Source organism: Dorea sp. OM07-5 (genome assembly GCF_003481355.1).
Taxonomy (GTDB): domain Bacteria; phylum Bacillota; class Clostridia; order Lachnospirales; family Lachnospiraceae; genus Dorea_D; species Dorea_D hominis.
The window spans coordinates 25,405-46,362 of record NZ_QUKZ01000020.1; the positions used below are offsets into that span (position 1 = coordinate 25,405).

The following is a 20,958-nucleotide window of genomic DNA, read 5'->3' on the forward strand; positions in this document are numbered from 1 at the left end:
TTCATGGTATTACATTATTTGATCTTAATTACAGCTTTTACTACATCGTCCTTGTTATTGATTGCACAGTCAAATGCTTCCTGAATGTTATCGAAATCAAATTCATGTGTAACGATTCCGGATACATCGATCAGGCCATCAGAGATAGCTGCGATTGCCTGTGGGTAGATGTTTCTGTAACGGAATACAGATTTGATTTCCGGCTCTTTGTCCATGATCTGAGCAAAGTTAAATTCAACCGTTTCCTGAGCAGAAATACCAACTAATACGATTGTTCCGCCTCTCTTAACCATGAATGGAGTCTCTTTGATTGTAAATGGAGATCCTGCTGTTTCCATAACTTTGTCAACACCGGCTCCGTTTGTGATCTTCTTAACTTCTTCGATAGCATCTACTTCTTTTCCGTTGATCACACGTGTAGCTCCTAATTTCATAGCATAGTCCAGACGTTTTGGAATTACGTCAACAACTGTGATATCTGTAGCACCGTGTGCTTTACAAGCAAGTAATGTTACAAGTCCGATACAACCTGCTCCAAGAATTACTACAGAGTCTCCAAGCTGTACATTTCCCTGGTTAGCTGCGTGCATACCTACTGATAATGGCTCAACAAGTGCACCTTCTTTTGTGCTGATGTTGTCCGGAAGTTTGAAGCACATGTTCTCCGGGAATGCGATGTAGTTCTCATAGCATCCCTGTACCGGTGGTGTTGCAAGGAACTGTACATCCGGGCAAAGGTTGTAACGTCCTGATTTACAGAATTCACACTGTCCGCATGTGATTCCCGGCTCCAGAGCTACTCTGTCTCCGACTTTCAGGTTCTCTACACCTTCTCCAAGTTCTACAACTGTTCCGGCACACTCATGTCCAAGCATGAAGTCTCCATCTACTACATAGCTTCCGCATCTTCCATCATGGAAATAATGTACATCAGAACCACAGATTCCTACATATTCCAGTTCAACCAGAACCTCTTTCTCTTTCGGTTCCGGCATTGGAATATCACGGATTTCCATTTTATCAAGATCTGTCATAAATGCTCCTCTGTTTTTCATTTCACGTATCTCCTTTCAATCTGTTAAAAATTTCTCGAACTATTTTTTGAAAATAATAACTGGCAAGCCGATATTTGACCTGCCAGTTATGTCTACTCTTACAATATACTTTTTCTCACTGACATTGATTAAGTCATTAATCTAATTCTGTGATTAATTTTTCATACGTTCAAATTATTCTTTAATCTGTCCGTTGTCTTTGTACATCTGGATGTATTCGTCAACATTGTCAGATGTGATAAGTGGTGCAGGAACGTTGTCGTTGATGTCAGTAACTTTCTTCTTACCTGTTAATACATCATGCATAGCTTCTGTATTCATCTTAGCAAGGTCGATAGCTGACTGAAGTCCTGTAGATGTCATCTTACCTTCTTTGATAAGTAAGCAAGCCTCTGCAGTTCCGTCTACACCATATGCCTGCATGTTTTTGTATTTAGCGTTATCTTTAACTGCTTCGATTGCTCCAGCTGCCATGTTGTCGTTCATAGAGATAACAGCGTCAATCTGTCCATAAGCCTGTACCCAGTCTTCCATGAGCTGCATAGCTTCGTCTTTGTTCCAGTTAGCGATATCTTCTGCTAAGATCTTAACATCAGATCTCTTGTCGAAGAATTCTTTCTTCCATGCTTCTCTTCTCTTTGTGCTGTGGAAGTTTCCTGCAGGTCCCTGAAGAACTACAACTTTAGCGTTTTTCGGGATCTTCTTAAGAGCCAGTTCACAGTTTACTTTTGCCTGCTCGTATGGATCAGCATCTACAGATCCTGTTCCTTCACACTCAACACGTGGGTTTGTTGTGATACATGGGATGTCAGCTTCTACGATCTGCTGAATGTATGGGAGCTGAGCTTCTCCGTTGTTAGCCTGAACAATAATTCCGTCATATCCGTTTGCGATACAGTTCTCAATGATAGAGTTCTCTTTCTCGTCGTTAGCTTCTCCATCGAATACCTCTAATGACATGTCCCCTGTTTTCTTGAATGCTGCTCTCATCTCGTCAGCTAACCAAGCTGCGAAAGAGTCTTCCTGAGCTCTTGCGATATAAGCTACTTTGTAGCCGTCTTTTTTGTCACTCTTAGAGTCTTTTTTGCTGTCGGATGAGCTGCATCCTACTGCCATTGTAGATACCATTGCTGCGCAAAGGATAGCGCTGATTACTTTCTTTTTCATAGATTGAAATCCTCCTTATTTGGTTTATATTGTAAAAGTTCTGCAACTTGTGCATTCATTATTTGGCTGCTGCTTTTTCTTTCTTGTCATCATTGTCATCTGCTGCAAGGATAACTTTCTGTGTCTTCTTATTCTTAGATCTGATATCTGCAACTACGGCGAGTGCGATGATGATACCTTTAACGATCTGCTGTACATAAGAGTCTACACCCATCAGGTTCATGATGTTGTTCAGGAAACCGATGATAAATCCACCGGCAAGAGTTCCCATTGTTGTACCAACACCACCTGAGAAACTAGTACCACCGACGATAGTAGCTGTCAAACCTTCCATCTCATATCCTACAGCTCCGTTCGGAAGACCTGCATTTACACGAGACATAAAGAGCACACCTGCGATACCTGCAAAGATACCATTGATGATGTAGATGATGTATTTGTTCCTCTTAACATTGATACCAGATGCGATTGCTGCTCCTTCATTACCACCGATAGCGTAAAGAGAACGACCGAATCTTGTATGTGTCATAATATACCATGTAATAATTGTAATAATGATCATGAATACTACAGGCATCGGAATCGGTCCTAAGTTACCCTGTCCAAATACTGTGTAATCTTTTAACTGAAGTAAGTTCTGTCCGTTTGTGAAACGAAGTGCCGCACCTCTGGCTGACATCTGCATAGCCAGTGTAGCAATGAATGCCGGTACATCAAAGTGTGTAACCAGGATTGCGTTGATGAAGTTACATGCAACACCAACTGCGATTGCTACAAGGAAACCAACTAACAGTGATCCGGTTGACTGGTATGCTGCGATTGAAAGCACACCAGCGAGTGCCAGTACAGAACCAACAGACAAGTCGATCAGTCCTGCGATTACCAGTAACATTTCACCGTATGCCAGGATTGTTCCAACTGAAAGCTGGCGGGCAACGTTGATTAAGTTACGTGCAGATAAAAAGTTGTCATTTACGATCGCACAGATGATGAACATTGCCACCAGGATGATATAGATCGAAAACTTGTGTATAAAATCTCTCGCTTTTGAATTTTTCATTTTCTCAATCCCTCCGCTAATTACATTGCATATCTCATGATTGTCTCTTGTGAGAACTCATCCTTGCTCAGACAACCAGTGATTCTACCTTTGTTCATTATGTAAATTCTGTCGCACATTCCGATCAGCTCCGGCAGTTCAGAGGAAACCATAATAACTGTCTTTCCTTCTTTAACCAGGTCTGTCATCAGTCTGTAAATCTCGAATTTAGCTCCGACGTCGATACCTCTGGTAGGCTCATCCAGAATCAATACATCCGGATCTCTTAACATCCATTTAGCCAGAAGTACTTTCTGCTGGTTACCACCACTCAGTCCCTGAATTGCAGTTTCAAGAGATGGTGTTTTAACATGCATCTTTTCAAAATACTTGCTTACCAGCTCTTTTTCTACCTTCGGATGCCATCTTCCGCCATAGATGATCTTGTCCAGACTGGAAATGCTTGCATTTTCCATAACGCTTCGGATCGGGATGATACCATAACGTCTTCTGTCTTCGGAAAGCATTACGACTTTCTGTGCGATACTGTCGCTTACCTTCTTAATAGTAACTTCTTTGCCGTGAACTTTGATCTTTCCTTCATCATAAGGATCCAGTCCGAAGATTGCTCTCATCGTTTCGGTACGTCCTGCACCCATCAGTCCGGCAAATCCTACGATCTCACCTTTGTTAGCTTTAAAGTTAATATCTTTAAATACACCTTTGCTTCCAAGTCCTTCTATTTCAAGGATCGGCTCACCGATTTCAACTTCTTCTTTCGGATAAACATTGTCCATCTTACGTCCAACCATCAGTGCAATGACTTTGTCAAGATCGATCTCTGATGCCGGATGTGTCTCAACTGTCTTACCGTCTCGAAGAACTGTGATGTCATCCGCAATACGGAATACTTCTTCCATCTTATGAGAAATGTAAATAATACTTACGCCTTTCTTTTTCAGTTCTGCGATCTTGCCGAACAACACCTCAACCTCACGGTTTGTGATTGCTGATGTAGGCTCATCCATGATTACGATCTGAGCATTGTTGGAAATTGCTTTGATGATCTCAAGCATCTGAATGTCAGATACTGTTAATGTTTTTAATTTCTGATCCGGTTTATATGGAAGATTCTCCTGTCTCAGAAATTCAATCGTCTCTCTACGAACTCTCTTCCAATCAACATTGCCAAATTTAGTCACCGGAAGGCGTCCTAAGAACAAGTTCTCTTCGATTGACATTTCCGGTACATAGTTCAGTTCCTGTGCGATCATTGCGATACCATAATCTCTCGCCTGAATCGGATCTTTAATTGTTACCGGTTTCTCATCAAGAAAGATCTGTCCGGAATCTGCTTTGTAAATTCCGTTAATGATTTTCATCAATGTTGACTTACCGGCACCGTTCTCTCCACAAAGAGCGTGAACCGTTCCTTTTCTAACGGCGAAATTAACATTGTCCAGAGCTTTAACACCCGGAAACGACTTGTTAATTCCACTGACACGCATTTTGATGTTCTCCACTTTCCATTCCCTCCCTTAAATATTTCGCTCTTGCATGTTGTTTTGATGTTACTTTTGTGTTTGTTTGTGACCGTTTATGATTGTATATGTTTTGGATTATACATTTTTCATAATTCTGTCCACCTTTATATCAATTTATTTATGCAATACGCTTTCTATGTACTCAATACTACTACCTATCGCGTTGTATGTCAAGTCAATTTTTATCTTTCGGCATGTTATTTTTTGTCTTTTTTGTTAATTTTGTTGTAAATTTATGATTTTTTTGTTCATATCTCGTTCATAATCTTATCCGTTTGCATTTGTTATTTTATTAACTTTCTTAGTTTTATGTTGTTTTATTTCCGTTTCTGTGTTATTATACTTTCAGAACTTGTTTGTTTACTTGTGTAATACAGAAAGGGGTAGAATATGATACACACATTGACACTTAACCCCGCTATTGACAGAATTCTTTATTTGAGCAGATTCGACAAAAATATTACAAATCGAATCCAAAAAACTGTCGATACGATCGGAGGCAAAGGTACACACGTTTCTATTAATCTGAAGATTCTCGGCAAAGAGAACACTGCATTCGGAATCAGCCATGGCAAAAGCGGGCAGAAAGTCATAAATATGCTGAATGAATACGGCATCGAGGTCCGTTTTAAACATTATGATGACGGTTCCAGAGAGACAAGAACAAATTACCTTATTATAGAAGATACAGGTGACTGCACAATTGCAGCCGAGCGTGGTGTTACTTTAAAGACAGAGGAGTTAAATGAACTTCTTGAAGATATGAAAGCAACCATCCAGCCGGGTGATTACCTTATTTTCTCCGGAGACGCATCCAACTCACCGGATCCTTCCGTATATAATAAGATCCTCGAGATGTTCCGCGACCGGGATTTAAAGTTTTTCTTAGATACAAGTGGTAAATCTCTGAAAGAATGTATCCGCGAGACTCCATATATGATCAAGCCGAACCTGGATGAGCTGTCCACACTTGCCGGTCATCCGATTGCTGAAGACGACGCCTCTATAGTAGAAGCGATTGAATCACTGGATTCTTACAATGTCCCGATCATCGCCGTTTCATTAGGCGGAGACGGATCTATTGTAAAAGCTCCGGAAGGTTATTACCGTGTACACCCGCCGAAAGTAAGTGTACAGAACACGATCGGATGTGGCGACTGCTTCCTTTCTGGTTTTGTATATGGTTTATCCGAAGGATATTCCATTGAGGATACCATTCGTATCGCAACTGCCGTATCTGCCGCAACCGCAGAATCCAAGCTTTCTGCCGGTTATGATCTGGAACGCGCGAAAGAATTAAAAGAGCAGGTAACAATCGAGAAGATCAAATAGATACCCAAAACCAACAGGTAACAATTGAAAAAAACAAATAAATCAAATACAATAAAAGGAGAATGAATTATGAGCAACTTATCTTACTATGAAATGAGACTGGAAATGTGCAAGGTAGCAAAAATGATGTGGGACCGCAGACTGACAAATGCTGCAGGCGGTAACTTTGCTGTACGTGTAGACGAGAACCGTATCTTAATCTCTCCATCTCTGATGTCTGAAAGAAAACATTGCGAGATGCAGCCGGAAGATTTCCTTCTGATCGACTATGACCGCAACATCATTGAAGGCGAAGGCAAACTTTCCAGAGAAAGTCTGATGCATGTACTGATCTTACAGAACTTCAAAGAGATCGAGTGTACAATCCATGCACATCCGTTCTACTGTATGCCATTCGTTGCTCAGTCCAAACCGATTCCGAACGTAACAGAAGCTACTATGGGACGTGGCGAAGTCGGATGTATCGAATGGACAAAAGCTTACTCTGAAGAGCTGAGCAGAAATGTATATCAGTATTTCGAAGATCACCGCGAGACAGCAGTGAAAAAACCAATCGGAATGATCATGCCAAAACACGGCGTTGTTGTATCCGGTCCAAGCATCTACCTCGCATACAGCATGCTTGAGAGAATCGAATGCGACGCATTCTGCACAATTACAAAGAATTTAATCTAATGATACCAAAGGTCTCCGAACTCGTATGCACGTTATGCTTGCATAAAAGTGCTTGCGAGTTTGAGAGACCTGCAACAATATGAGCATAAAAGCTAAGGCGCAGCCTTGCGATATGCGAATATTGTGTAGGATTGCGAGAGTGCTCTGCACGTAGCAATCCGTGGGTATCATTAGAATTGTACCTAATAGCAATATGAGCATAAAAGCTAAGGCGTAGCCTTGCGATATGCGAATATTGTGTAGGATTGCGAGAGTGCCTGGCACGTAGCAATCCGTAGGTATCATTAGAAATGTACCTAATAGCAATATGAGCATAAAAGCTAAGGCGTAGCCTTGCGATATGCGAATATTGTGTAGGATTGCGAGAGTGCTCTGCACGTAGCAATCCGTAGGTATCATGAAATATATTAAAAGGATGGTATTAACATGTATAGTCAGGAACGAAAAACAAAAATCATAGATCTTCTGGGGGCTCAGTCTTCGGTCAGTGTGAACGTCCTCGCAGATATGCTTCACACATCCAAAGAAACAATCCGTCGGGATCTTAAAAGCCTGGAAGCCGAGGGCATTTTAACCCGTACACATGGTGGTGCCATTCTGAATGCGAATCCTTTAAATGTAGGAACCGCAGCCAAATATGGAGACACCGTTTTAAACAGTGAGTCTCCTTTTTTGCTGCGTCACGGGCGCAATATCCCACAGAAAAAGCTCATTGCACAAAAAGCTGCTTCTCTGATTGAAAACAGGGATACTATTTTTATTGATAACAGTTCCACAACTTTATTTTTACTGGATTATATTCCAAAAGAGATGCATCTGACTATCATTACCAACTCTGTAAAAGTTTTACTGGAAGCCGCCAAATTAGAGAATCCGAATCTGTCTCTGATCTGCCTTGCAGGATTTTACAATGGTAATAACTATTCTCTTTACGGAACACGTACAATTAAGAGTTCCGAAGAATTTTATCCGGATAAAACTTTTATTTCCTGCACGGGAGTTACATTGAACAAAAGACTCACAGATATCAGTCTGAACGAAATTGACACCAAGAAAGCAATGATGGACAAGTCTGAAGAGACTTACCTTCTTGTTGACCACACAAAGTTTGAAGTAGCAGGTCCTTTCTTCCTCGGCAATTTCAATGAAATTGACTGCATTGTGACAGACAACTTCAACTATACTCCAGAGGTTTCCGAAACTCTCCGGACCATTACAAAAAAACATGGGGTCCGGATCATCACTGCGTAAGGGAGGATGTACAATTGAATATTTTAGCTTTTGATCTCGGCGCAAGCGGTGGCAAATTATTTCTCGCCAAAATCGATGGGGACAATGTATCGATTGAGAATATCCACCGTTTTGACAATGTTTCCTATTCAGCAAACGGCGCACTTTTCTGGGACATCATTAACATTTATAAAGAAATGAATGTCGGAATCAAAAAAGCCATTGAAATGACAGATGATCAGATCGACTCATTTGCCATCGATTCTTTTTCCAATGACTTTGGTCTGATCGACAAAAACGGTCAGTTACTCACACAGGTACGCTGCTACCGTGATGAGCGTACTGCCAGACATGCAGACAAGATTTACAGCAAGCTTTCAAAAGAAAAGCTTTATGAACTGAGCGGCAACCAGAATGCACTCTTTAACACTTATCTGCAATTAGGCGCTATGCGCGAAGACGGTCACGGATTTTTATTAGATAACGCTTATAAACTTCTGTTTATCCCGGATCTTCTGATCAATTTCCTGACCGGCAAGACAATTTCCGAATATACGATTTCTTCTGTCAGCCAGCTGTATGATTTTAAGAAAGATGACTGGTGTCAGGAAATCCTTGACAGTTATGATATTCCACGCGAATTATTCGGCACGCTTACAAAGCCGGGTACACTGCTTGGAAATACGCAGGAAAGTTACAATGAAATGATGGGAACAAAGGGATTCCCTGTATCCGTTGTCTGTGAGCACGATACTGCTTCTGCATATCTGTCTTCACCGCTCCACACAGACTGCGCACTTGTAAGCTGTGGTACATGGTCACTGATCGGTACGGAGCTTGACCACTGCGTGATCACCCCGGAAGGCTATGCCGCCAATCTGGCAAATGAAGGTGGCTACGAAGGTCATCACCGCATCCTGCGCAATGTGATGGGTTCCTGGTTCATACAGGAGAGCAAACGTTATTACAAAGAACATGGAAAAGACTACAGTTTCAGTGAACTCGGTGAACTCGCCGAAGCTGCAGAACCATTCCGTTTTCTATTTGATCCGGATGAACCTGTTTTTTATAATCCGGGTAATATGCCAAAGAAAATCCAGAAGTACTGTATGGAACACTACGGAGAGGCTCCGGAAACAGTCGGCGAGATTATCCGCTGTATCTACGAAAGCCTTGCCATGAAATTCCGCTGGACAGTCGAACAGCTTGAGAAGGTATCCGGAAAAGAATTACCGGTCATCAACATGATGGGTGGCGGTTCCAAGGCTGAAATCCTTTGCCAGTTTGTTGCCAACGCCTGCGGACGCAAAGTCATTGCAGGACCGGACGAGGCAACTGCCATCGGAAATATTACTGTACAGTTAATTGCCATCGGAGCCGCTTCTTCCCTTGATGAAGCAAAAAATATCATGGCATCTGCCTCCAAAATGCGCGAATATTTACCTCAGAATCACGAAGAGTGGGATGTTAAATATCAGAAATGTATCATTAACAAATAAATCACATACATCACATACATTATGAGGAGGAAAAACTATGAAAAACATTTTAACCGCACCATTTATTCAGGAAATTTCTGAAATGACAGCGAACATGTACCGCCTTGGCTGGGATGAACGAAACGGCGGAAACATCAGCTGGCTGCTTGAGGATGAACCTCTGGAATATTATCTGGATCTTGATCATGTTATCCGTACGATCCCGATTAATTTCGATGCTTCTTATGTTGCAGGTCGTATCTTTATGGTAACAGGAACCGGAAAATATTTCAAAAATATTACTCCAAACCCGGCAGAGAACCTTGGTATCGTACGTGTGGCACAGGATGGAAAAAGTCTGGAGTTGTTATGGGGATTTGAAGGAAATGCCGCTCCGACAAGCGAATTTCCAACACATCTGATGAACCACATGGAGCGTCTGAAAGTAGATCCTACACACCGTGTTATTATGCACTGCCACCCGGTAAACACAATTGCAATGACATTTGTACATTCCATCGACGAAAAAGAATTTACAAAAACTCTGTGGGGTATGTGCACAGAATGTATCGTTGTATTCCCGGACGGTGTCGGAATCGTTCCTTGGATGATCGCAGGAACGAACAAAATCGGCGAACTCACAGCTGAGAAGATCCGCGACCGCAGAATCATTCTCTGGGCACAGCACGGAATTTTCGCTGCCGGACATACGCTTGATGAGGCATTCGGTCTGATCGAGACAGTCGAGAAAGCAGCTGAAATTTATATGAAGATTGCTCCGCTTCCGATCGTAAATAAAATTCCGGAAGAGCAGTTAGGCGAACTTGCCAGAAGCTTTGGTGTAACACCAAGAGAAGGCTATCTGGATTAAAAAGAAATAATATATTTTACCAGGAGGAAACTTAAAGATGTACTTAGAAAAAATGTTTGGACTTAACGGAAAAGTTGCTATCGTAACAGGTGGTGGACGCGGTATCGGACAGGTTATCGCACAGGGGCTTGCCGAAGCAGGTGCCGAAGTTGTAATCTTAAGCCGTTCCGGTGCTGAAGAAACTGTAAAATTAATTACAGAAGCAGGTGGAAAAGCTTACGATCTCAAAGCTGATGTTACAGATGAAACACAGGTGGACAAAGCTCTTGCAGAGATTCTTGAGCGTTCAGGTTCTATCGATATCCTGTTCAATAATGCCGGTATCTGCATGCATCAGTCCACATTAGAAGCTACTGTTGAAGAATTTCGCGAAGTTGTTGATATCAACTTGACCGGAGAATTTATCATGTGCCGTGCCGTTGGACGTATCATGATCGAACGTGGCATCAAAGGAAGCATCATCAATATGGCTTCTATGTCCGGAACGATCGTTAACATCCCACAGTGGCAGGTTTCTTACAACGCTTCCAAAGCAGGTGTTATCCACATGAGCAAATCTCTTGCCATTGAATGGGCTGAATACGGCATCCGTGTAAACTCTTTAAGCCCTGGATATATTGCAACACCAATGTCAGTCGATGTACCGAAAGACTTGATTGACGCATGGATTCCGCTTATGCCAATGCACAGAATGGGAAAACCGGAAGAACTCATCCCTGCAGTTCTCTATCTTGCATCCGATGCCTCCGGATATACAACCGGAAGCGATATTATCGTAGACGGCGGATATTCCGTACAGTAATTTCACTTAGCAAAAAAGTTGCCAATGTATCACGAAAAACATTGGCAACTTTTTTATAATTTATATTTTTCCATTATCTTCTGGATGCTCTCTTCTGGATGCTCTCTTCTGTTTTTTCTAACTCATCTACAATCTATTGAAGGAACTTTCCTTTATCCAGCTTCTTTTTTATCAAATCTATAAGTTCTAAAATTAAGACATTTTGCTACTTCCGCGCAAGCATAGCTTCCACATCTGCGATTTCACAGCCACAGAAGCCGAGCGGATGAGGTTTCTTTGTATACTGCCCGTGAAAATCGCTGCCACCAGTTGTAAGAAGATCATATTTCTTCGCAATCTCCAGAAGACGCTGTCTGGATTCCGTTCCGTTTCTTGGATGCCATACTTCTACACCTGCAAGCAGACCCTCTTTGGCATATCGCTCAATCAGCTCAAAGCTGTCAAACTGCTCCGCATGCGCTATCACCGGAACACCTCCAGCTTCCCGGATTACCGTCGCCGCTTCTAACGTCGTCGGATATCGTTTCGGTACATAACAGCTTCCCTTTGAAGAAATCAGTGAACTCATCAGCTCTCCGATTGCCACATTTGTATAGCCAAAATCACATAACGGCTGCATCACATGACATTCATATATCGATTCGCTGTCTTTTGCATAAGATTCCACCAGTTCCGGTGTCACAAGCGGATATATTTCATGTACTCTGCGCGCCATCTCCAACTTCTGCTCTCTTCGCCATTTCAATGTATTTTCCAGAAATCCATCGATCATCTGACGATCCTTTGGCAGATAGCAGAGCAAATGCACATTTCTTCCACTTTCTTCATCAAGCGTAGACATTTCCACACCCGGAACCACATGCACGCCAAGTTTTCCGCCAAGCTCCACAGCTTCATCCACACCTGCCATTGTATCATGGTCTGTGATTGCAATATACTTAAGTCCGATCATTGCAGCGTATTCTATCACCTGTGCAACTGTTCTGGATGCATCTGAATGTGTCGTGTGCACATGCAGATCACACGGATTCGCTGCTGTTAATTCATTTTTTATTATATTTTGTTTCTCTGACATTTTCTTGCCAACTTTCTTACTTTTCTTTTTTCCACAGTCTCTGGTTCTTACGCCTCTTCATCCTGATCGTTCGTCAGATGCAGTCTGTCAAGAATGTAGAAAATAAGACTTAAAATCATGCCGACTACACATGCAAGCACCATACCGGTCAGCTCAATATCCCCAAACGCCACTTTGATTCCGGAAAGTCCAGTTACAAATACTACTGAAGTAAGTGTCAGGTTTCTTGATCTGCCATAGTCCACCTGTGAATCAACCAGAATACGGATACCGGATGCTCCGATCATACCGTATAACAGGAAGGAAATCCCTCCGATAACCGGTCCCGGAATCGTCTGGATCAGCATAGATAATTTTCCTACGAAAGAGCAGATGATAGAAAGCACTGCCGCCCCTGCGATCACGCGCACGCTGTATACTTTTGTAACCGCCATAACACCGATATTCTCACCGTAAGTCGTTGTCGGTACGGAACCGATCAAACCGGAGATCATGGTAGAGAAGTTATCTCCGAATAAAGATCTGTGTAGCCCCGGTGTTTTCAACAGATCACGGCCTACAATCTTACTCGTTACAACCTGATGTCCGATATGTTCTGACGTAATAACGAGAAGTACCGGAAGAATCATCAGGATTGCACCTGTATCGAATTTTGCCATTGTAAAGTTCGGCAGTGCAAACCAGGATGCAGAAGCCACTTTAGAAAAATCAAGGATGCCACAGCCAAGCGCTGTCAGATATCCTGCGATAACCGCAATCAGAATTGGAATAACCGATAAAAATCCGCGGAATAATATATTTCCAAAGACCGCAACACCGAGTGTCACAAGAAATACGATCACATTTCTCATGTCCAGTTTGTCATCCAGAAGTCCTGCATTACTCGCTGCTGAACCGGAAAGTTCCAATCCGATCAATGCTACTACAGGTCCCATCGCTGCCGGCGGCAATACAACATCAATCCAGTCTGTTCCACATTTGTAAATAATGAGCGATAAGATACATCCGCAGAATCCAACCGCAACGAAACCGCCCAGTGCATATTCATATCCCATTTTTGAAATAACAACACCTGCCGGTGCCAGAAATGCAAAGCTGGAGCCAAGATATGCCGGCGCCTGCCCCTTTGTTACTGTCATAAAAATCAATGTTCCGACACCGTTCATAAATAATACAATCGCCGGATTAATACCGAATACAAACGGCACCAGAACCGAAGCCCCAAACATTGCAAACATATGCTGGATGCTGAGTGGAAGCAGCAGTTTAAATGGCACTTTGTCCTCAATTTGAATAATTTTACGTTCTCCCATGTTTTCCTCCTGTACCTTTCATTCCTTTAAGTTTGTGTAATTATATTTTTTCACTTTGTCCATTGTATCATATCGGTATCTATAAGAAAAGAAAAAGGAGATTGCAAAATCTCATTTGCAATCTCCTTTTGTCCCATTATATGATACAAGATTTTATAGAATAACCTTACCGGCATCTCAATCCTTTATGTATGCTTTTAGTATAAGCATTTTACAGTTGGATAAATCTTTCTGAATTTCTGGTATTTCTCTTCGTATTTGTCAACCAGTTCTTTCTCCGGCTCAACTGTATCAATAACTTTTACAAGTTTGGAAGCGATCGTCTCAACATCCGGATATGCTCCGCATCCGACTGCTGCCAGCATAGCTCCGCCAAGCGCCGGCCCTTCTTCGCTTTCAATAACATCTACCTTCATGTTCATAACATTTGCAATGATCTTCTTCCACAGTGGGCTCTTTGCTCCGCCACCGCAGATCTTTGTTCTCTCAATCTTAATTCCAAGACTTCTTGCAACTTCCAGAGAATCACGAAGTCCGAATGCAACACCTTCCAGAACAGCCTGTGTCATGTCTTCTCTTGTTGTGTCCATAGACATTCCGATAAACATTGCTCTTGCGTCCGGATTGTTGTGTGGAGAACGTTCACCCATCAGATATGGCAGGAAGAATACATTGTTCTCACCCAATTTCTGAATGCCTGCCTGCTCTGCCGCAAAGTCTGTTGTCTTGAGGATTTCCTCATTCCACCATTTGTTGCAGGAAGCTGCACTTAACATACATCCCATCAGATGATAATATCCGTCTGCGTGTGCAAAGGAATGTAAAGCGTTGTGCTCATCTACTCCAAAGTTCTTGCTGGAAATGAAAATTGTTCCGGAAGTTCCAAGAGAAATATTACATCTTCCGTCACCTACAGTTCCTGTTCCAACAGCTGCTGCGGCATTGTCTCCGGCACCTGCGATAACTTTTACTTCTGCAGGAAGTCCAAGTTCTTTCGCAATGTCTTCATTCAAAGTTCCTACTACTTCATAACTTTCATATAACTTCGGAAGCATCTCTTCTGTGATTCCGCAGATATCAAGCATTTCTTTTGACCAGCAGCGATTCTTAACGTCCATAAGAAGCATACCGGATGCATCGGATACGTCTGTACAGAAAGATCCGGACAGCTTGTATGCCAGGTAATCTTTTGGAAGCATGATCTTTGCAATTTTAGCGAAATTCTCAGGTTCATTCTTCTTCATCCAAAGAATCTTCGGTGCTGTAAATCCTGCAAATGCAATATTTGCTGTGTAAGCGGATAATTTATCCTTTCCAATTACTGTATTCAGATAATCTGTCTCTTCTCCGGTTCTTCCATCGTTCCACAGAATTGCCGGGCGGATCACATTGTCTTCTGCGTCCAGTGCAACAAGTCCGTGCATCTGTCCACCAAAGCTGATTCCTGCAACCTGTGACTTATCACACTCTGCTGTCAGTTCTTTGATTCCTTCCATAGACTGTGCAAACCAGTCTTCCGGTTTCTGTTCAGACCAACCCGGATGTGGGAAGAACAGCGGATACTCTCTGGAGACGATCTTCTTAATGTCTCCTTCTTCATCCATTAATAACAATTTAACTGCTGATGTTCCTAAGTCTACACCAATGAATAACATTGTTTTTATCCCCTTTCTTATGCAAATGGATTCTCTGTCTTATATCTTACACCTTTTGGCTGATTATAGCCAATCTCTTCTACAGGAACTCCGATATATTTGAAAACTTCATATAAAGCTTTTCCGAAATGTCCAAATGCAACTGCTCCGTGATGTGGGTATCCTCCCTCGAGCAGTACGTGGCGGTAGAATCTTCCCATCTCCGGAATTGCGAAAATACCAACGCCTCCGAAAGATTTTGTTGCTACCGGAAGGACTTCACCATGCGCAATGTATGCACGCAGTTTGCAGTCTGCTGTGCTCTGCAGACGATAGAACGTAATATCTCCAGGAATGATATCCCCTTCCAGAGTTCCCTGTGTTACTTCTTCTGGAAGTGTTCTTGCCATGATCATCTGGTTCTTCATTTCACAGAATGCAAGCTTGCTGGATGCTGTATTTCCACAGTGGAATCCCATGAAAGTATCTTTCTGTGTATAATCGTATTTTCCTTTAATCTCGCTCTCATACATATCCTTCGGTACTGTATTGTTGATATCCAGAAGTGTTACTGTATCTTCGCTGACAACCGTTCCGATGAACTCACTGAGCGCTCCGTAAATATCTACTTCGCAGGAAACCGGGATTCCCTGGTCTGTCAGACGGCTGTTGACATAACATGGTACGAATCCAAACTGTGTCTGGAATGCAGGCCAGCATTTTCCTGCGATCGCAACATATTTTCTGTAACCTCTGTGATCTTCTACCCAATCTTTTAATGTGAGCTCATACTGTGCGAGTTTCTCAAGGATCTCCGGTTTCTTATTACCGGCTCCAAGTTCTGCTTCCATCTCTTTGACAACTGCCGGGATTCTCTCATCTCCTGCATGTTTGTTAAATGCTTCAAACAGGTCCAGCTCTGAATTTTCTTCAATCTCTACACCCAGATTATAAAGCTGTTTGATCGGCGCATTACATGCTAAGAAGTTTAACGGTCTCGGTCCAAAGCTGATGATCTTTAAATCATTTAATCCGATGACAGCTCTTGCTACCGGCATAAACTCATGAATCATATCTGCACATTCTTCTGCATCTCCGACCGGATATTCCGGAATATATGCATTGATATTGCGAAGCTGTAAATTGTAGCTTGCATTAAGCATACCACAGTAAGCATCTCCACGTCCCTGTACCAGGTTGTCTCCTGTCTCTTCTGCTGCTGCCACGAACATCTTCGGTCCGTCAAAATGTTTTGCAAGCAATGTCTCAGAAATCTCTGGTCCGAAGTTTCCAAGATATACACAAAGTGCATTACATCCTGCTTTCTTAATGTCTTCGAGTGCCTGCACCATATGGATCTCGCTTTCAACGATACAGATTGGACATTCGTAAATGTTCTCTGCTCCGTATTTCTTTGTGTAGGCATCGATCAGTGCCTTTCTTCTGTTTACAGATAAGCTCTCCGGGAAACAGTCACGGCTTACTGCTACAATTCCAAGTTTTACTTCTGGCATGTTGTTCATAATACCAATTCCTCCTTCAAAAATGTTGTTTTTCATAATACATGTTTTGTAAATCTTTTGTTTTATAAATCCGTTACACTCGTAACGCCGCCGGCATTAAACCGACACATTCTCGCCTTTCAGCCCGCAAAAGGCGCCTTCAATCTTTGCATCCTCATGTGCGATGAGCCACTTGTTTCTCGCTGTGAGAAGTCTTGCTTCTCCCTTGGCATCCGCCGGTATCTCTACATCTGTGTTTGTCCCCTTTGGCAGGATCACAACACAGCGAAACCCTTTCTCACTCGTCATACATGGTGCATAATGCAGCGTTGTTGCATACATCTCTACGGCTGTTCCTGCCGGAACAAGGAATGCTTCGATCTGATCTGTATCGTAAGTATAATTTTCTGTAATATCCTGCTGCCTTCCTACGAGGAGAATCATATCTGTCACTGCTACATTGATTTCTGAACTTCTGTGATACTCTACTGCGTTCAGATAAGTATTGAACCCGTTGCAGAATCCCACCTGGATCGGCAGTCCTCCAAACGCACGGTCTTTAAAAGCCTTTGCAACAGGAAGATCTTCCAGCTCTTCCATCCCCGGAACATAGATCACTTCCCCTTTAGGAAGCGGTGTATGTTCCATGGCTTTTAAAAGCGGTGACAACGCATACCCTTTCAATACTCGTCCATATGTCGAAAACGCTTTGTCTTCCACTTGTTGAATTTTCATAATAATTCCTCCTAAAACACAAGATTATTATAGCAATTTTTTAACGATCTTTCGACCAAATACTTAGCCGTTCATGGCAAATTCTTGTCCTTCTTGCAATTTGAGCACTTTGTCCTGTGAACTTTTTTATTTCCTTCCTATTCTCCCTGCAAAAACAGAAACAGAGCGCAGTAACAAATATTGTTACTGCGCTCTGTCCTATAATTCTTTCCTGAATTCACTAGGCAATTTATTGTATTTTTTCTGAAATACCTTTGTAAATGCCTTACTGTTTGGAAATCCGTTCTGACTCGCGATCATTCCGATAGGCATATCGCTATTGACCAGATCCTTATATGCATGCTCCAGACGTATGTCATCGAGATAATTCTTATAATTCGTCTTCGCATATTTTTGAAACATCCTCGACAGATAGGTTGCGGAATATCCAAAAGTCTGTGCCAGGCTTTCAAGCGATAAATCCTTCGTGTAGTTTTCCTTCATGTATGCCGTTATCGCCGATAACTTGTTCAGTTTTTTGTTGCTTCGTATCATTTCACTGTCCACAGATACTTCTCTGTACTTACTCACAAGCAGATAGATCAGCTCATAAAAATAGCTCTGTACTTTCAGATCGTATCCGACCTCTTTCTTCTCATAAGCATCGTACATGTCCCGGATCACCTGCATGAATTCCTCATCATGTATCCTTCTGCTGTGTGTAAAATAAATAAACTTCTCATCCGTATAATATCGTTCAAACGTTGTCAGCGGAATCTGAAGCACTACAGTAAAATTCTCTTTCGGAGAGTGGATCGAATGGATCTCATTGGAGTTGACCAACATGAATTCTCCCGGATTCAGGGAATACTTAATCTCATTCACGTAAAATTCAATCTCTCCTTCGAACAAAGCAAAGATTTCGATAGAACGATGCCAGTGTTTCTCTCTCGAGTAATTACCGTGTCGTCCCTCGAAAACAAACATTTTAAAAGGGATATCGTCATTTGGCATAATAATCTCGTGTGAATAATTCACCGGTTTCTCCCTCCTTATATTTCATAAGAATATATTGTTTGCTCGTTTCACTGCTTTCCCTATTATATCATAACAACGCTTATCTTTACAATTATAATCTCTTTTCCAGAAGTACAAGCTGTACCCCCGGAATCCTGTTAAATTCACATGGCACAATGTCTGTCTCTCTGTATCCAAGCCTTTTGTACATGGCTCTCGCTCTCGCTTTTTTCTTTCTACAAAGGTTTTATCCTGCGTAAAAGCACTCTTTGAAAAGTAACGATTTGTCGCTAAATTTTCTTGATCCTTTTACCCATCCGGTCTTGCCGCTCGCGGTTTTAATCTTAATGTTAAATGCTTTGCCTGTCATATAAATCTTCACTGCTTTTGCTTTTGTTCCGGCTTTTACAGTAGCTACTTTCTTCTTGCAGGAAACACTGTTGTATAATGCTTTCGTATTCTTCATCGTTCCGTATTTTCCATTTGCACGATAAGTGTAACCGGCACTTGTAATCTCATATGCGGAAGATGTCTTCTTTAATGCGCCTTTTTTATAAGTATAATTTACTCTATACTCAACACCAGCCATCGCTGTGGACATAATATACTGTTTTGTGCTGATCGTGTTGCCTGACACTTTCAGGATATCCGTATGATGATGGTTCGTATAATTGTAAGATGTCTTTGAGAAATCAACGACTTTTTTAAATCTTCCTTTTTTATACTGGTAAATACATTCCCACGGATCGTCTTCATTATCCGTCTCACCCTGTACCCAGAGATACGCTTTTCCGTTCTTTGATGTTACCAGTCTTGTGTGGATTGCATAGGAAGTCCATGTTCTTGTAATCTTTGTCGTTTTCTTGTTCACCGTAATCTTTACAGTCCCGTATCTGTCATACTGGTCTTTTGGAATACTGATCTTCACTGTATCTTTCTTTTTATCACCGGTGATATCATAACTTTTGTAAGTCTTTCCTGCTTTCAGTTCCACCATGGACGGATTCTTTGCTTCTGCTTTCATCGGCGACATAAATAAAACTCCTGTCAAGCATACCATTGCAGCTACTGCTGCCTTTTTCCATTTTCTCATAAGCTCCTCCTTTTCTTCTATGTTTTCCTGCAACAATTGATACTTTGATGATAGCATTGACTTGCAGATCACACAAGATACTACCAGTCATATATTCGCTTTTCTGTTCCGATTTTTCAGCGACAAAAGTGCAATTACCGTTAAATGGGGACGGGGCTTTTCTAAAAAAGCCCCGTCCCCATTTATATATTTTTTCAACTAACTCTTACGATCTATCCCGCATAAAAGCACTCTTTAAAGAGCAATTTGCTTTCGTCAAATTTCTTGCTACATTTTAACCATCCGGTTTTACCGTCAGCAGTCTTAATCTTTACGCTTATAAATTTATCGCACATATAAATATTTGTTGCTTTTGCTTTTGTTCCCGCAGTCACAGCAACACCGGTTGATTTACTTGTGGATGGACTGGTATAAAGCATTTTATTATTTTTCAATGTGCCCCAGCTGCTCTTCGTGCGATAAGAATAGGATGCTTTTACGATAGCAGCAGTTCTTGATACGATATGGAATTTTCCATTCTCATATTTGTAATCATATTTATAAACAACCTCACCAAGCGGGCTCGTCATATTGCTCTGCTTTACAGTAAGCGTGTTGCCGGAAACTTTAACTACATCCGTACTCAGATGATAGTAATATTTCTTTACATATCCATCAAATTTCAGTTTCTTTTCCAGTTTGCCTTTGCGATATTGATACAGGCATCCCCATGTATCATCTGCATCTTCTGAAGAACTCTTCACCCAGAGATATACTTTTCCGTTTTTCAGTGTTACAAGGCTGGTCTTATAATAGAAAGAACCGATTCCTTTTTTCACAATTTTCTTTCCGTTGACAGATACTGTGATCCGCTTGATAAAGTCACTTTCATCACGTTTTCCGAGTGTAATCTTGATCTTATCTTTCTTTTTATCCCCGGTAATATCATATTTTGTATAAGTTTTCCCCAGTTTCAGTCTGACAATCGCCGGATTCTTCACTTTACCGGCTGCCTTCGCATGTGCCGGAGCCATTGTCAGTGCCGTGCACAGGCAAATTGCTGCGACAAACAGATACTTTCTTAATGCTTTCCTCATGTTGTTCTCCTCCATTCTTGTCATCGCGTCTGTATATTTGCTTTACATGGAAAGCATATTCCTTAATTGTTAATATTTCCATTGCAAAATTCTTAATATTTTATTACGATGCCAGGGGCAAAAGCCTGAAAACACACTGTGCTTACGTAGGAGTAGTTTTATGAAAAGTCCAGCCATTTTACTTCATCATAAAAAACCTCCGGGACTCTTTCCTTCCCGGAGATTTTATCTTTATTTTCTTACTTTTCTCTCGAAATCCATGCTATAAAAGGATTTATGATATGTTCTCTTATCTCTGTTTTATAATAGTTCGCTGATTCCGTCCGCCATTGCGCTGAGGA

General features: G+C 41.7%; 18 protein-coding genes. 6 read left to right on the forward strand and 12 right to left on the reverse strand.

Annotation, left to right across the window (positions count from 1 at the left end; all coding sequences use genetic code 11):
* Positions 1-14: 14 nt before the first annotated feature.
* From DXC04_RS13950 to DXC04_RS13965, 4 genes are all read right to left on the reverse strand, one after another.
* On the reverse strand, positions 15-1,055 hold the full coding sequence (locus tag DXC04_RS13950; RefSeq protein WP_118661244.1) for an NAD(P)-dependent alcohol dehydrogenase: 1,041 nt from the start codon (positions 1,053-1,055) through the stop codon (positions 15-17).
* Positions 1,056-1,229: 174 nt separating this feature from the next.
* Positions 1,230-2,222: a sugar ABC transporter substrate-binding protein gene (locus DXC04_RS13955; protein WP_021860288.1), complete on the reverse strand. Its 993-nt coding sequence runs from the start codon at positions 2,220-2,222 to the stop codon at positions 1,230-1,232.
* A gap of 58 nt (positions 2,223-2,280) precedes the next feature.
* Entirely contained in the window at positions 2,281-3,282 is a 1,002-nt protein-coding gene (locus DXC04_RS13960; RefSeq protein ID WP_117538499.1) for an ABC transporter permease, read from the reverse strand.
* Between the two features lie 20 nt (positions 3,283-3,302).
* On the reverse strand, positions 3,303-4,784 hold the full coding sequence (locus DXC04_RS13965) for a sugar ABC transporter ATP-binding protein (RefSeq protein WP_330411938.1): 1,482 nt from the start codon (positions 4,782-4,784) through the stop codon (positions 3,303-3,305).
* Between the two features lie 411 nt (positions 4,785-5,195).
* Here DXC04_RS13965 and DXC04_RS13970 point away from each other — a divergent pair, with 411 nt between their 5' ends.
* The 6 genes from DXC04_RS13970 to DXC04_RS14000 all read left to right on the forward strand — a co-directional run bounded on the left by DXC04_RS13970 (position 5,196) and on the right by DXC04_RS14000 (position 11,193).
* Complete coding sequence (locus DXC04_RS13970; RefSeq protein ID WP_118661245.1) at positions 5,196-6,137, forward strand: 1-phosphofructokinase family hexose kinase; 942 nt, start codon at positions 5,196-5,198, stop codon at positions 6,135-6,137.
* Positions 6,138-6,206: 69 nt separating this feature from the next.
* Complete coding sequence (locus DXC04_RS13975; protein WP_021860293.1) at positions 6,207-6,812, forward strand: class II aldolase/adducin family protein; 606 nt, start codon at positions 6,207-6,209, stop codon at positions 6,810-6,812.
* 426 nt (positions 6,813-7,238) lie between these two features.
* Complete coding sequence (locus tag DXC04_RS13985; RefSeq protein WP_117538529.1) at positions 7,239-8,063, forward strand: DeoR/GlpR family DNA-binding transcription regulator; 825 nt, start codon at positions 7,239-7,241, stop codon at positions 8,061-8,063.
* Between the two features lie 14 nt (positions 8,064-8,077).
* Complete coding sequence (locus tag DXC04_RS13990) at positions 8,078-9,541, forward strand: rhamnulokinase (protein WP_021859759.1); 1,464 nt, start codon at positions 8,078-8,080, stop codon at positions 9,539-9,541.
* 37 nt (positions 9,542-9,578) lie between these two features.
* Positions 9,579-10,391, forward strand: a complete 813-nt coding sequence (gene rhaD, locus DXC04_RS13995) for a rhamnulose-1-phosphate aldolase (RefSeq protein ID WP_021859760.1) — start codon at positions 9,579-9,581, stop codon at positions 10,389-10,391.
* 37 nt (positions 10,392-10,428) lie between these two features.
* A complete protein-coding gene (locus DXC04_RS14000; protein WP_021859761.1) occupies positions 10,429-11,193 on the forward strand; it encodes an SDR family oxidoreductase in 765 nt (254 codons plus the stop codon).
* A gap of 205 nt (positions 11,194-11,398) precedes the next feature.
* On the opposite strand, the gene DXC04_RS14005 is transcribed toward DXC04_RS14000, so the two are convergent.
* The 8 genes from DXC04_RS14005 to DXC04_RS14045 all read right to left on the reverse strand — a co-directional run bounded on the left by DXC04_RS14005 (position 11,399) and on the right by DXC04_RS14045 (position 20,617).
* Entirely contained in the window at positions 11,399-12,268 is an 870-nt protein-coding gene (locus DXC04_RS14005) for a PHP domain-containing protein (protein ID WP_118661247.1), read from the reverse strand.
* Positions 12,269-12,315: 47 nt separating this feature from the next.
* On the reverse strand, positions 12,316-13,581 hold the full coding sequence (uraA, locus tag DXC04_RS14010) for a uracil permease (protein WP_021859763.1): 1,266 nt from the start codon (positions 13,579-13,581) through the stop codon (positions 12,316-12,318).
* Positions 13,582-13,778: 197 nt separating this feature from the next.
* Positions 13,779-15,236 carry a xylulokinase gene (gene xylB / locus DXC04_RS14015; RefSeq protein WP_118661248.1) on the reverse strand — a complete coding sequence of 486 codons (1,458 nt, stop codon included), beginning with the start codon at positions 15,234-15,236 and terminating at the stop codon, positions 13,779-13,781.
* A gap of 17 nt (positions 15,237-15,253) precedes the next feature.
* Positions 15,254-16,738 carry an L-fucose/L-arabinose isomerase family protein gene (locus DXC04_RS14020; protein WP_021859765.1) on the reverse strand — a complete coding sequence of 495 codons (1,485 nt, stop codon included), beginning with the start codon at positions 16,736-16,738 and terminating at the stop codon, positions 15,254-15,256.
* Positions 16,739-16,834: 96 nt separating this feature from the next.
* The gene (locus tag DXC04_RS14025; RefSeq protein WP_118661249.1) at positions 16,835-17,452 is read right to left on the reverse strand and encodes a DUF4867 family protein; all 618 of its coding nucleotides are present in this window, start codon (positions 17,450-17,452) and stop codon (positions 16,835-16,837) included.
* A gap of 198 nt (positions 17,453-17,650) precedes the next feature.
* A complete protein-coding gene (locus tag DXC04_RS14030; RefSeq protein WP_118661250.1) occupies positions 17,651-18,469 on the reverse strand; it encodes an AraC family transcriptional regulator in 819 nt (272 codons plus the stop codon).
* A gap of 226 nt (positions 18,470-18,695) precedes the next feature.
* Complete coding sequence (locus tag DXC04_RS14040; RefSeq protein ID WP_118661251.1) at positions 18,696-19,541, reverse strand: hypothetical protein; 846 nt, start codon at positions 19,539-19,541, stop codon at positions 18,696-18,698.
* A gap of 212 nt (positions 19,542-19,753) precedes the next feature.
* Positions 19,754-20,617, reverse strand: coding sequence for a hypothetical protein (locus DXC04_RS14045; RefSeq protein ID WP_118661252.1), 864 nt, complete (start codon positions 20,615-20,617; stop codon positions 19,754-19,756).
* Positions 20,618-20,958 lie beyond the last annotated feature (341 nt).